General features: G+C 53.1%; 11 protein-coding genes and 1 riboswitch. Of the genes, 6 read left to right on the top strand and 5 right to left on the bottom strand.

Going from position 1 to position 13,921, the window contains the following annotated elements; translation table 11 throughout:
• The first annotated feature begins 68 nt into the window (after positions 1 to 68).
• The 6 genes from D3P09_RS07720 to D3P09_RS07695 all read left to right on the top strand — a co-directional run bounded on the left by D3P09_RS07720 (position 69) and on the right by D3P09_RS07695 (position 9,061).
• Positions 69 to 2,027: an AraC family transcriptional regulator gene (locus tag D3P09_RS07720; RefSeq protein WP_120110583.1), complete on the top strand. Its 1,959-nt coding sequence runs from the start codon at positions 69 to 71 to the stop codon at positions 2,025 to 2,027.
• Between the two features lie 68 nt (positions 2,028 to 2,095).
• Positions 2,096 to 3,811, top strand: coding sequence for an ABC transporter ATP-binding protein (locus D3P09_RS07715; protein ID WP_120108704.1), 1,716 nt, complete (start codon positions 2,096 to 2,098; stop codon positions 3,809 to 3,811).
• Positions 3,812 to 3,885: 74 nt separating this feature from the next.
• Positions 3,886 to 4,944, top strand: a complete 1,059-nt coding sequence (locus D3P09_RS07710; protein ID WP_243643969.1) for a FecCD family ABC transporter permease — start codon at positions 3,886 to 3,888, stop codon at positions 4,942 to 4,944.
• Complete coding sequence (locus tag D3P09_RS07705; protein ID WP_120108700.1) at positions 4,944 to 5,978, top strand: FecCD family ABC transporter permease; 1,035 nt, start codon at positions 4,944 to 4,946, stop codon at positions 5,976 to 5,978. The genes D3P09_RS07710 and D3P09_RS07705 overlap by 1 nt, the downstream gene beginning before the upstream one ends.
• Before the next feature lie 48 nt (positions 5,979 to 6,026).
• Positions 6,027 to 7,082: an NAD(P)/FAD-dependent oxidoreductase gene (locus D3P09_RS07700; protein WP_120108698.1), complete on the top strand. Its 1,056-nt coding sequence runs from the start codon at positions 6,027 to 6,029 to the stop codon at positions 7,080 to 7,082.
• A gap of 122 nt (positions 7,083 to 7,204) precedes the next feature.
• Positions 7,205 to 9,061 carry an SLC13 family permease gene (locus D3P09_RS07695; RefSeq protein WP_165867426.1) on the top strand — a complete coding sequence of 619 codons (1,857 nt, stop codon included), beginning with the start codon at positions 7,205 to 7,207 and terminating at the stop codon, positions 9,059 to 9,061.
• A 69-nt stretch (positions 9,062 to 9,130) separates the two neighbouring features.
• Here the strand turns inward: D3P09_RS07695 and D3P09_RS07690 are convergent, their stop codons facing one another.
• The 5 genes from D3P09_RS07690 to corA form a co-directional block, all read right to left on the bottom strand.
• A complete protein-coding gene (locus D3P09_RS07690; protein WP_119800736.1) occupies positions 9,131 to 9,439 on the bottom strand; it encodes a winged helix-turn-helix transcriptional regulator in 309 nt (102 codons plus the stop codon).
• Between the two features lie 204 nt (positions 9,440 to 9,643).
• Positions 9,644 to 10,489, bottom strand: a complete 846-nt coding sequence (locus tag D3P09_RS07685) for a DMT family transporter (protein ID WP_120108694.1) — start codon at positions 10,487 to 10,489, stop codon at positions 9,644 to 9,646.
• A 204-nt stretch (positions 10,490 to 10,693) separates the two neighbouring features.
• Positions 10,694 to 11,503, bottom strand: coding sequence for a histidinol-phosphatase (locus D3P09_RS07680; RefSeq protein WP_120108692.1), 810 nt, complete (start codon positions 11,501 to 11,503; stop codon positions 10,694 to 10,696).
• 11 nt (positions 11,504 to 11,514) lie between these two features.
• Positions 11,515 to 12,417 carry a LysR family transcriptional regulator gene (locus D3P09_RS07675; RefSeq protein ID WP_120108690.1) on the bottom strand — a complete coding sequence of 301 codons (903 nt, stop codon included), beginning with the start codon at positions 12,415 to 12,417 and terminating at the stop codon, positions 11,515 to 11,517.
• A 79-nt stretch (positions 12,418 to 12,496) separates the two neighbouring features.
• Positions 12,497 to 13,432 carry a magnesium/cobalt transporter CorA gene (gene corA, locus D3P09_RS07670; RefSeq protein ID WP_120108688.1) on the bottom strand — a complete coding sequence of 312 codons (936 nt, stop codon included), beginning with the start codon at positions 13,430 to 13,432 and terminating at the stop codon, positions 12,497 to 12,499.
• Positions 13,433 to 13,810: 378 nt separating this feature from the next.
• Positions 13,811 to 13,916, top strand: a riboswitch (SAM riboswitch).
• Positions 13,917 to 13,921 lie beyond the last annotated feature (5 nt).

Here is a 13,921-nt window from a genome sequence, read left to right as displayed (position 1 = left end):
CTTTAGCCTTCCGACGTCCGCACGATGAGCCGCACATACAAGAGGAAGGTTGAAAGGTGTTAAAGATCATGGTTGAACACGAGCATCTAGCATTATGGAACCATGCCTCGATCAGAGTGCTGGACATCAGGCATATGGTCATGCGGGAAGGGGAGGAGCTGCGCGCTTATCAGCTTCCCGCGAGCATGTTCCTGTTTGCGGTGAGAGGCGGGGCTGTTGTGACGCTGAACGGTACGGATTACCCGCTCCGTCCATTCCATGTGCTGCATGGCGGCAAAGGCTCGGTTATGGATATTCGCCCCCACGTGGAGCAGTGGGAGTGTGACTTGATTTATTACAAGGCGGCCCTTCCGCTGCCTTCCCGCCAGGATTTGGCGGAGCTGCTGGCCCGCTCCAATCCGTTCACGGTGGCGTATCAGCTGATGCCGGATGATCCGCTATCCTTGTTCCGAATTGTAGAGGCGATGCGCCGAGAGTGGGAGATTGCAGGCCCGTTCGAGAGGTTCCAGGTCAAGTCGATGTTCTACGAGCTTGCAGGTATGATCCTGCAGCAGCTGCACCGCAAGGGCAATGCGAGGGCAGAGCCGGATCTTGCAACACGGGCACTGCGGTATATGGAGAAGCATTACGCCGATCCGATATCGCTAGACTCGCTTGCCGCTTCATTCAATTATAGCGCCGCCCATCTATCAGATGTGTTCAAGAAGGCCACGGGATACAGCCCGATTGATTATTTGCTTCGAATCCGGATGGAGAAGGCAGCTTCCCTGCTTGCCGATACGGAAGCAAGCATACGCGAAATCGCATCGTATGTGGGTTATGGCGATCCGTATTATTTTGGCCGCATATTCAAGAAGATGTATGGGGTTTCCCCGCTGCATTACCGAAAGGTACAAGTTAGAATCGATCAATCCGCAAAAAGTCCATCTGCAATCCTAAGATCCTCCGTTGCCGGAGAGAGGAAACGAGATCATACTGATAATGATAATTGTTATCAAAATCAGAGCAGAGGGGATATTTCAATGTACAAATCGTTTTCATCTACAACCGCGGCAACGCTTTTGCTGTGCCTCACCTTGGTGCTGAGCGCATGCTCCGGCGGGAATGTCGCTTCCAATACGGGCAATGGAACAGGAACATCCCCGAATGTAACGGAGAATGCTTCCAGCGGCAATCCACAAACGAGTACTGCGGATAAGGAAACTCGAACGGTCGTCTCCGGCGGCAAGGAAATACAAATTCCAGCTAATCCGAAGCGTATTGTGGCCGATCAGTATTTGGGCAGCTTAATTGTCCTTGGTGTTACGCCTATCGGAACACCAGGCCTACATTGGGAAAACCCTTATCTAGCTGATTTCCTTAATGGCGTCGAAGATATAGGCGATGTGAATGGCTCACTCGAGAAGGTAATTGACCTGCAGCCTGACTTGATCATTACAGGCGCAGCTGCGGATGATGCCAGATACCAGCAGTTGTCCAAAATCGCGCCAACGCTTTCTATTCCATATGGGGAATTGAAAAACGCGCATGAGGAGCTAACGTATTTCGGAGAGCTTCTTGGCAAGGAGAATGAAGCGAAGGCTTGGCTGGAGGACTACGACCGACGGATTACCGCTGCAAGGGAGAAGGCTCATCAAGCGGTACCGGAGGGAGCTACCTTCTCGATTATCGAGTGGACCGATAATTCCATATACACATACGGAGATAACTTCGGCAGAGGCGGACAAGCCGTCTATCAAGCGCTCGGCTTCAAGCCGCCGGCGGGAATCGCCGCGGAAATTATGGAGAAGCAATGGGCCAGCTTGACGAATGAAGCGCTGCCGCAATATGCCGGCGATTATATCATTCTGACCTCCAACGATCGCAGCGTGGAGGATGTGAAGGGCGACCCGATATGGGGCACGCTTGAAGCGGTGAAGAACGAACGGATATATGTGTGGAAGGAAGAGCATTCCTGGTATTATGATCCGATTGCTGTATTGTCCCAGACTGAGGAGCTTGCCGGCTGGCTGGCCGGATTGAAGTAAAGAGCGATGAAGCTCGCTTAGGACGGGGAAGCCTTTTTGAATGATTATAGATGTCGGTGGAGGTAGTCATGTTACGTCGCTTTTTCGAATATTACCGCCCTTATAAGGGCCTGTTCATCTTGGACTTTTCTTGTGCGATATTAGCTGCCTTGCTGGAGCTGGCATTCCCGCTCGCTGTTAACCGCGTGATTGACGATCTGCTGCCGAGCGGCAATTGGATATGGATCCTGTATGCATGTCTTGGCTTGCTCGGGATCTATATTGTCAGCTCCGCCCTGCATTATGTTGTGACGTACTGGGGGCATAAGCTTGGCATTAACATTGAGTCGGATATGCGGAAGAAGTTGTTCGACCGGGTTCAGAAGCTGTCTTTCCGCTTCTTCGACAATAACAAAACCGGGCATCTTGTCTCCCGGATGACCAACGATCTGATGGATATCGGCGAGATTGCCCACCACGGCCCGGAGGATCTGTTCATCGCCCTTATGACGCTGACAGGCGCCTTCGGCATTATGCTGGGCATTAACTGGCAGCTTGCGGTGCTGACCTTTATCATCGTGCCGATCATGATTTATTTGTCCATGTATTTCAGCAAGAAAATGTCGGCTGCTTTCAAAAGGATGTTCTCGGACATTGCCGACTATAACGCAAGGGTAGAGAACAACGTAAGCGGAATTCGCGTTGTGCAAGCATTCGCTAACGAGGAGCATGAGATCAACCGTTTTGCCCAAAACAATGAACGGTTCCGTCTGACGAAGCTGCTCACTTATCGGATTATGGCATGGAACTCTTCGCTCAGCTTTATTCTGATGAAGCTGGTATCGCTGTTCGTGCTTGTATGCGGCACTTGGTTTGTCATTGAAGGACGGATGACGAACGGCCAATTCATTGCCTTTGTGATGTTGTCCAACGTGTTCTTGGGACCAATCCGGCAGATTAACTCTGTCATTGAGACGTATCCGAAAGGGATTGCGGGCTTCAAGCGGTATCTGGAGCTCTTGGAGACGGAGCCGGACGTCGATGATGCGCCGAATGCCCGCCGTGTGAATCATCTGAACGGCGAAATTCGCTTCAACGATGTAACGTTCGGCTACGAAGGCAAGGACAAGGTGCTGCAGGGCGTGAACCTGACGATTCGTGCCGGAGAGACGGCTGCGCTTGTGGGACCGTCGGGCGCCGGCAAGAGTACGCTGTGCTCGCTGCTGCCGCGGTTCTATGATGTCGATGGCGGATCGGTCACAATTGACGGCATGGATGTCCGCAGCATGACGCTTGAATCGTTGCGTTCGCAGATTGGCATTGTCCAGCAGGACGTGTTCCTCTTCGATGGCACCATACGCGAGAATATCGCTTATGGCAAGCTGGGCGCAAGCGATGAGGAGATATGGGAAGCTGCAAGGCGGGCACAGCTGGAGGAGATGATCAAGTCGCTTCCGGACGGCCTTGACACCTTTGTCGGCGAACGCGGCGTGAAGCTGTCAGGAGGACAAAAGCAGCGGCTGTCGATCTCCCGCATGTTCCTCAAAAATCCGCCTATCCTGATTCTTGACGAAGCGACTTCGGCGCTGGATACAGAGACGGAAGCCGCGATCCAATTGGCTCTGTCAGAGCTGTCGCAGGGACGCACGACGCTTGTCATCGCGCATCGTCTTGCCACAGTCAAAAACGCGGACCGCATCATCGTCGTAGCGGATCAGGGAGTTGCCGAGCAAGGGAAGCATGAGGAGCTGATTGCGAAAGAAGGCGTCTACAGCCGTCTGCATAGAGCCCAATTCGGAATGTAGCATCAAGCTATTACGGGGATCGAACGATAAAGGGATGATAGACATCGCGATCTAGACAAATGAGGAGTATGGGTATGTCGGACTTGACTGAACAAATAAATAAGGATGATATCGGCGAAGAAAGGACGCGGCTGCGGTCGCGTCCCTTAGCCGCGTCACTGATCTTGATTGGCGGCACAATTGCCTTAGTGCTGGGAATGGCGGTGTCCGTATCGTTCGGAGCCGCTGATATAGAATTTATAACTGTATGGCAGGCGATATTTGCTTTTGACCCCACGCTTACGCCGCATCAGATTATTCAGGAGCTGCGTCTGCCGCGTGTGCTTGGCGGCGCAATGGTAGGCGCGAGCTTTGCCGTAGCGGGGGCATTGATGCAAGGCATGACGCGCAATCCGATGGCGGATTCCGGCTTATTGGGCTTGAATGCCGGCGCGGGCTTTGCGCTTGCCATATGCTTTGCGTTTTTCCCAGGCATGCCATTTATGTATATCATTATGTATTCTTTCATTGGAGCAGGTGTCGGCGCCGGTCTTGTATTCGGCGTCGGTTCATTCGCCAAGGGCGGGCTGAGCCCCGTCCGCTTGGTGCTGGCTGGCGCAGCAGTCAGCGCGCTGCTGGCGGCGCTGAGCGAAGGTATCGCCCTATACTTCCGCATCGGCCAAGATATGGCCTTCTGGTATGCGGGCGGCGTAGCGGGCACGAAGTGGAACCAGCTTGAGATTATGGCGCCATGGGTAGGCCTTGCGATTCTCGCCGCGATGATGCTGTCGAGATCGATTACGCTGCTGACGCTAGGCGAGGAGATTGCCGCGGGACTGGGACAGCGGACCCGTCTGGTCAAGCTAGCGGGCACGATTATCGTGCTGGTCCTTGCAGGCTCCGCAGTGTCCGTTGTCGGCGCAGTCGGGTTTGTCGGCCTTATTATTCCGCATCTGACGCGGTACCTTGTCGGAGTTGACTACCGCTGGATTATTCCTTGTTCGGCCGTGCTGGGCAGCCTGCTTGTCATGCTGGCAGACTTGGCGGCGCGAATGATTAATCCTCCATACGAGACGCCGGTAGGAGCTCTTATTGCGCTAATTGGCGTTCCGTTCTTTCTGTATTTGGCAAGGAAAGAAAGGAGGGAGCTGTAATGCGGGAGGCAGACGTATTATCCGCCAGCGACAACAGGCTGCGGAGAGGCCTTGTCGTTATGGCGATTTTGGCTGTACTCATCATTACTGCATTCATCATCAGCATGAATACCGGATACATCCGGCTCTTGCCGCTTGATGTGCTGAAGACGCTGTTCGGCATGGGGACAGAGAAGCAGTCGCTTATTCTCTACCAATTCCGGCTGCCGCGTATTGTAATCTCGCTGCTGATCGGCGCGGGACTCGCTGTGTCCGGCTGCATTATGCAAGGCATATCGCGCAATGCGCTCGCCGATCCCGGCATTCTCGGCATCAATGCGGGAGCGGGGCTTATGGTCATGCTGTTCATCTCGTTCTACCCGACGACGGCAGCAGCGCCTGTATTTCTGCTGCCTGTGCTTGCCTTGATCGGGGCGGGCGCGACCGCAGCATTGATCTATGCGCTGGCTTACAAGCGGCATGAAGGGATATCGCCGACGCGGCTGATCCTGACAGGTATTGCCGTAGCGGCGGGCATTAGCGCCGCGATGATTGTGCTGACGCTGCGGCTGGATCCGAACAAATATCAGTTTCTGGCGACCTGGATGGCAGGCAGCATCTGGGGCTCCAACTGGAAGTTTGTGCTTGCTCTACTGCCTTGGATCCTCGTGCTGCTGCCGTATGTATTCTATAAGGCGCGTGTGATGAACGTGCTAAGCCTTGGCGATCAGATTGCTTCCGGTCTAGGCACATCGGTGAAGGGGGAGCGTATGAAGCTGCTGATCGCAGCTGTAGGGCTTGCCGGGGCATCCGTAGCCGTCAGCGGCGGCATCGGGTTTGTCGGGCTGATTGGGCCGCATCTGGCGCGGCGGCTGGTAGGGCCGAAGCATCAGCTGCTGCTTCCGGCGTCTGCACTGGCCGGCGCATTGCTGGTCATTGTCGCCGATACGATCGGCCGCTGGATCCTGCAGCCGTCGGAGATTCCGACGGGCATTGTCGTCGCCGTAATCGGCGCCCCTTATTTCTTGTATTTGCTTGCCCGCACCAGAAGCTGATTGGTGCATCGCTTGATCCATCCATAACAAAAGCGGGAGATGAGAGAAATGGAGAACAAAGAACTATATGATGTAACGATTATCGGAGGCGGCCCTGCGGGGCTGTATTCCGCTTTCTATAGCGGCTTGCGTGAAATGAAAACAAAAATTATTGAATTCCAGACGTTTCTCGGGGGCAAGGTGCATGTCTATCCGGAGAAAATGATTTGGGATGTCGGCGGACTGACACCGGTTACAGGCGCCCAATTGATCGAGCAGACCGTGGCGCAAGGGCTCACCTTCGACCCGGAGGTTGTGCTGGGGCAGAAGGTGACGTCGATTGCGAAGGATGAAGAAGGACATTTTGTAGTGTCCACTCATACAGGCGAAACCCATTATTCCAAAACAGTCATTCTGGCGGTGGGAGGAGGCATCCTGAAGCCGACAAAGCTGGAGGTTGAAGGCGCGGAGAAATACGAGCTGTCCAATCTGCATTATACGGTCAAGTCGCTTGCGCGCTTCAAAGGGAAAACGGTGCTCATCTCTGGCGGCGGCAATACGGCGGTCGATTGGGCCAATGAGCTGGAGCAGATTGCGAAGAAGGTTTATTTGACCTACCGCAAGGAGATGCTAAGCGGCCATGAGGCGGAAGTAACACGTTTGATGAACAGCTCGGTAGAATGTCTGCTTAATACGACAATCGAGAAGCTGGTCTCGGAGCCTGGCTATGAGAGAATAGACAATGTGGTGCTAAAGCGCAGCACGGACGGCGAGGAGATCGTGCTGAGCGTCGATGAGGTTGTCATCAACCACGGCTACGAGCGCGACAAGGAGCTGCTGCAGAAGAGCGAGCTGAAAATCGAGATGGAAGACGAATATTGCGTGAAAGGCAAGCCGACGAGCGAGACTTCGGTAGAGGGGCTGTACGCTGTCGGCGACATTCTGTACCACGAGGGCAAGCTGCATCTGATCGCGGGCGCATTCAACGATGCGGGCAACGCGGTCAACAAAGCCAAGCAGTACATTGCTCCTGACGCGAGAGGTTGGGGCGTCGTATCCTCGCATAACGAATTGTTCGACAAGAAAAACCGCGAGCTGATGAAGGATCTGTATACGACTTCTTAGTGGAAACGATTCCAATATTGTGCCAAAAAAGTCACTCTATGAATCTTAACCTCCTGTATAATCGTATAGAATAGAGCGAAATAGCGCGAGAGCATCAGGAGGGAGTCGATTTGCAGTTGGATATGATAGTGACCTTGACCGTATTGGCAGCGGCCGCAGCCCTGTTTGTAAGCGGCAAAGTGCGTTCGGACTTAGTCGCGATATGCGCTCTGGTCATACTGGTATTATTCGATATTCTTTCGCCGGCCGAAGCATTGTCCGGCTTTGCGAATTCCGTCGTAATTATGATGATCGGATTGTTCATTGTAGGCGGGGGCATATTCCAGACAGGGCTGGCGAACATCGTTAGCGGCAAGCTGCTGAAGCTGGCCGGCACGAATGAGACCAAGCTGCTTGTGACCGTTATGCTGTCCACTTCGTTTATCGGGGCTTTCGTCAGCAATACCGGAACGGTTGCCGTTATGCTGCCGATTGTCATCAGCCTTGCGATGAGCGCGAATGTCAGCCCCGGCAAATTGTTAATGCCGCTCGCCTTCGCCAGCAGCCTCGGCGGCACGCTGACACTGATCGGCACGCCGCCTAATATGGTCATTCGGGAGACGCTGGCGAAAAACGGCGTTGCAGAGCTGACATTTTTCTCTTTTACGCCGATTGGCCTTGTATGTCTAGCGCTCGGAACCGTGCTGATCATTGTGTTCAGCAAATGGCTGCTGAAATCGCGCAGCGGCGAGGACGAGAGCCGCTCCGGCAGCCAAAGCGTACATTTGCTGGCGCAGAGGTACAGCCTTACCGGCCATCTGTACCGCGTACAGGCAGACAGCCAGTCGAGCATTGTCTCGAAGCCGCTTAAGGAGCTGTCCGTTCTGCAGCAATATGGCATACATATTAGTGAAGTGAGACGGAAGACGTCGCATAAGAATCCGTTCTTCAAAACGATCAACGGTGAGATGGCCGGCCCTGACACCGTCATCATGGATCAGGATATTCTGTATGTAAAGGGTGCGTTCCAGCAAGTAGAGGCCTTCGCCAACGATTGCGGGCTAACGCTGCTGGATCACCAGGCGACGGAACGGGTAGGAGGAGCGGAGACAGCCGGATATGCTTCTGCCGAGATTGGCATTGCAGAGGTGCTTATTCCGCCCAACTCCAAGCATATCAATCAATTGATCAAGCATTCCGGCTTCCGAGAGCAATACAGCGTCAACGTGCTTGGCATTCAGCGCAAGGGCGAGTATGTGCTGCATGGGCTTAAGGATGAGAAGATCCGGCGCGGAGACGCGCTGCTTGTGCAAGGAACGTGGAAAAATATCGCCACTCTGTCCAAGGAGCAGGCGGATGTCGTCGTTGTCGGTCAGCCGCTGGAGACGGCTGCATCTATGCCGCTCAGCCATAAGGCGCCGCTCGCAGGCGGCATTATGGCCTTGATGGTGGCGCTTATGATCGCGGACCTGTTCCCGGCCGTCATATCCGTTATGATCGCCGCGGTGCTGATGGTCGTAACGGGATGCCTCCGTAATATGGATGCTGCGTACAAGACAGTCAATTGGGAGAGCGTCGTCCTTATTGGCGGCATGATCCCGATGTCGGTGGCCATCGAGAAGACAGGCGCTGCGAGCTTAATCTCTCAAGGCCTTGTGGATAGCCTGGGCAGCGCCGGTCCGATTGCGCTGCTGGCCGGCATCTACTTTGCCACATCGACCTTGACGCTGTTCATCAGCAATACGGCATGCGCCGTCTTGTTTGCGCCGATCGCGCTTGCAGCCGCTGTGCAGCTTGGCGTCAATCCAGTGCCGTTCCTGTTCGCCGTTGCGCTTGCTTCCAGCATCTGTTTTGCGGTGCCGTTCTCGACGCCGCCGAACGCGCTGGTGATGTCCGCGGGCCGCTACACCTTTATGGACTATGTGAAGGTCGGCTTGCCTGTCCAGCTGCTGCTGGGGGTAGCGATGGTCGCCCTGCTGCCGTTGTTCTTTCCGTTCTAAGACGGCGAGTTCGCGCGGGAGGTATAGAACAAATAAAAAAACCGCCAGCAATGGCGGTTTTCTTATTCCTTACATCCAAGTCTCGCCCCATGCCTGAATGGACTCGATGACTGGCTGCAGATCTCTGCCCTTAGGCGTAAGCTCGTACTCAATCCGAACGGGCATCTCTGGATACACCTGACGGTTGACGATGCCGAGCGTTTCGAGTTCTTTCATCCGGTCTGTAAGCATTTTGTCGCTCATCTCCGGAATTTGTTCCTTAATATCTTTAAACCGCTTTGGTCCGCCTAATAAAACTCGAATGATTCTACCTGTCCATTTTTTGCCTAATAGATCAGCCGCAGCTTCATACCTCGGGCACATTGTCGAATAATCCAACAGAATCACCCCTCTTTTCATAGTTCTATTGTAGCATATGTACGAACGAAAAGTAAGTGTGCCAGGCAATATAGGCTTCAGCAAGGCTAATGCGCAGGCAGTCAACTACTTTTTACCAAAATGGTTAGATCGTTCATCCCTATGGGCCAATCTATACTCTAACGTTAGGAATCCCATAAAAGTTGCAATATAATTGCATAATATTTACAACTTTATCACGATGAGTCCAGCCAGCATAAAGAGGAAAGCCGCCCATTGCTGCAAGGTAAGCCTCTCCTTATATAGAAGAATAGAGCCGACAGCCACGACAAGGCTGTTGGTAGCGAAGATCGGAGCGGCCAGATTCGCTTGGCCCGTCGAGATGGCAATCGCATAGAGCTGAAGGCCGCCGTAGGAGAAGAGGCCGGCAGCAAGGCCAAGCCTGAATCCGATGCGCTTCGATGCGGGCGTAATCGTCTCGCTTGACGGAATAAGGAACCAGGCGATGGACAAGGCATAAGCAATGAATAAGACCGGCGCGCTGGGCAAGCCGAGCTCGTCCGTCACTTTCAGCCCGCCGTTGCGCAGAGTGAACATGAGGATGGCCAGCCCAACTAGCAGAAACCAGCGCTTCTCTTTGATCGTGAGGGGTTCCTTGCGCTTATAGGCGATCAGCATGACCGATAACAGAAGCAGGACTACGCCGGTCCCTTGCGGCAAGCTAAGGGGCTCATGGTACCAGAGCGTAGCCATCGCTACGACCAAGACTATATTCAAATTCGTCAAAGGGGATGTCAGGCTGGCGGGACCATGCTCCAGCGCCTTCATGAACAAGGCATTGCCCCAGGCGGAGCCAGCACCTATGACGATTCCGGCGGCCCAGACTCTGAGATCCGCTATGGCGCCAATGCTGCCCTCCACCGCCGCATGAATGCCGAAGCCTGCTGTGCCGGCTGTGTAGAGGGCAAGCAGCAGCATGCGGGTTGAGCCTCCGCGCATTTGCGATACTTTCATCCACCAGCCTGCCAGTCCGAACAGGACGGCGCTGCCGATGGCGATTACTAACCACATTGAAATTCACGCTCCCGAATTTGTTACACAAATGAAATAGTCCTGTTATCGCCCTAACATATGGTTGGGCTATTATAATAAACAAGACCCCCTTTTATATAACCAATTTGGGCCTGCGGCGTGCAGGCCCCCTTTTTTTGTCCGTAAGCCGCATCTGCTTCACATAGAAGGGGAGGGACGCATACGCATCCCTCCCCAATTCGGCTACAGCGGTACAACCACTTGCTTCCGCTGACGATAGAATACCCAGTGCTTAAAGCCGATTTCCTTTAGACGCTTCGCGACAAGCTCCCATTCATCCCCGACACGGCCAGGCATATGGGCGTCCGATCCGAAGGTGACGTCAACGCCGAAGTGCAGCGCCCGCTCCAGAATGGCGTCGGACGGATACCAGCCCCCGACATCCTTCGTGCTGCCTGATGTGTTGATCTCAATGGACACGCCGCAATCTGCAATGGTGCGGAGCGTAACATCAATATACTCATGGGCGGGAATATCCGAAAATGCCGGGTAGTACCCCTTCATCGCATCGATATGTCCCAATATATCGAACATGCCGCTTTGGGCGGACCGCTTGATCAGCTCGTAATAGCTTTTCTTCTCATTAATATGGGCGGCTTCATCCAGGTTCTTCCACCGGTTCCGGTTGAAAATGCTGACGCCGCTTACCTGATGGACGGAGCCGATCAAATAATCGAATGGAACACCCTTGTAGGCTTCCCTGTACGCCTCGGCATGATCGGCGAAGTAGTCCGATTCCATGCCAAGGAGCACTTCAATGCGCCCAGCGTACTTTTCTTTCAGCCGGAGCACTTCATTCACATAATTGGCAAAGTCGCTTCTCGCCATCGCAATGCCGGGCCAAGGCTGATCCTCCTGATGGAAGAAATAAGGGGAGTGGTCGGATATGCCGATCACGCTGAGCCCGGCGTCAATACCGGCTAGAATATAATCCTCAATCGTGCCGTCCGCATGTCCGCATCTGACGTGATGTGTATGTAGATCGAATTTCAAGATGAACCCTCCTACTCGCTGCTGATGAATGAATGCTCTGGCATGCCTTTCAGATCGCTTAGAAATTGCTGCATCGCCGTATTGAGATAACGGCCCGATTTGTAGACGACACCTACAGGGTGGGTTGCTTCCAGCTCATTGACTTTAATAATCTTGAGCGTGCCATGCTTGAGCTCTGTCGGAATAGACAGCTTGGAGACGATGGCGGCGCCCAGGTCGATCTCGACCATCCGTTTCACTTCCTCGCTGCTTGACAGCTCCATGACGATATTGGGCTGGATGTTGTACTTCTTGAACATGGCATCCACATAACGCCTTCCAAGCGTATCCGGCGCCAGCATAATCATGGGGACGTCCTTCAGCTTGTCAACGGTCGTATGCGTAAGGCTGCTGAGCGGATTCTCCGGGGAGACGACAAGCTCGAACGTATCGTAATATAGAGCGGATGAGGCAATGTTCGGATTTTTCTCCGATAGATAGGTTATGCCAACGTCAACGGAACCATTCTCGACGCAGGTCATAACTTGGGATGATGGCATAGTATGTATCGTTGTCTTGATCAGCGGGTATTGATTCTGGAAGTATGACAGTACCCTTGGCAGGATTTGAATGGCGATCGATGAGGTCGTGCCAAGCACAATATGGCCTTGCGGCGTATGATTCAGATCGTTGAGCTTCTGCTTAAGCTCTTCGACAATGGCTAGCATGCGCTCTGCATGCTCCAGGAAGACCTGTCCATGCTCCGTAAGGGTAACGGGCTGGTTCCGGTCGATTAAGACAGTCTTGAACTCATCCTCCAAGCTTTTGATCTGGGCCGACACGGCTGGCTGCGTCAAATTAAGAAGCTCGCCTGCCTTGCGGAAGCTCATTGTCTTGGAAATGGTGAGCAGTGTTTCCAACTGGCTCATATTCATGTCCAGTATTCCCCCTTCCGACGTTCACTGGGCATATTGCTATTATAACGAAAAGTAAGCAGCAAAAAAAGGAATGGCTTCAGAGCCATTCCTTCTTGCGGAAAATAATAAACATGCTGAATCCCAGCACAATCATGATGCCGAGCAGAACATAGGCTCCAAGCTTGAAATGGAGACCCGGAATGTCGTCAAAGTTCATGCCGTAGATGCCCGTAATAAAGGTGAGTGGCATGAATATGGTTGTGATGGCCGTGAACACGCGCATGATTTCGTTGGCGCGGCTCGAAAGGCTGGACTGATAGGCTTCGCGAAGGTTGCCCATCAGATCGCGATACGTGTCGAAGGACTCCGATACTTTGATCGCATTCTCATAGACGTCGCGGAAATACTTCTGCAGCTGATCGTCAATCAGCCTAAGCTCTTTCTTATTGAGGGTAAAGATAACCTCGCGCTGCGGGCCAAGCACCTTCTTCACCCAAAGGATCTCGCCGCGCAGGCCAATGATCTCATTCAGATGCGACTTCTTGGTATGCATCAGAATGTCTTCTTCAAGCGTCTCGATCCGGCTGTCGATCCGGTCGCCTACCAGGAAATAATTGTCCACGACAAGGTCGACCAGATAATACAGAAACTGATCCGGGCGATTGACCTCTTGCTCCCATAGAATAGGCTTTAGGGTGCGGAGCTCGTTAATTTTTTGCTTCGTAACTGTAATGATATAATGGGGGCCCAGAAAGATATTGAGCGAGCGCAAAAAGATATCTTCATTATCAAAACGAATGCTGTCGATTACGATAAAATAATGATTTTCGTAAATCTCCATTTTGGGGCGCTGCTCCTCATCATTGAGGCAGTCCTCCACAGCAAGATCATGCATGCCGAAGATGGGCTGCAGCACTTCCAAGTCCTCTACATCCGCATCGATCCAGTAGAAGCCGTCTTCGGGCGCTGTCCGCGTCGTATCGATGTCTTCCACCATAGTAAATTTTCCATTGTTCACGTATCTGATTTTCATACGCAGTTCTCCTCTCTCGTCTTACAGGAGACTGCCGGCTGGAACCAAAAACAGAGCCGTCGGCCCGTTATCCGTTCCACAAGAGCGTGCATGCAGGACGGATGGAGGGGCGGCTTATTGTTGGCTGAACCGACAGCAGCCTTATACGGTTGGTTTCGGGCTTCGGTCGATCACCTTCCATGTCCTCATACACTCCTTTTAATGTCGAATGAATGTCCCAATCCTTGTTTAGTATACTCCCGCAATGGCAGAACATTCAAGGGGAAAATGGCTTGGGTGGAGGTCGGTTTCACAGTATATGCGGCGGAGTTCTTGACGGGAAGGGCAGAATGGATTAAAGTAGTCTTAATTGGAAAAGAAACAACTGAATAGACTACTTTCTTATCAAGAGCAGGCGGAGGGACTGGCCCGATGAAGCCCGGCAACCGGCATTTATGCACGGTGCTAATTCTTGCGGAAACACATTGTTTCTGAGAGATGAGAGAGGCG

The sequence above is a fragment of the Paenibacillus pinisoli genome (assembly GCF_003605435.1).
GTDB classification, from domain to species: Bacteria; Bacillota; Bacilli; order Paenibacillales; family Paenibacillaceae; genus Pristimantibacillus; species Pristimantibacillus pinisoli.
This window is presented reverse-complemented; position numbering and strand designations above follow the sequence as displayed.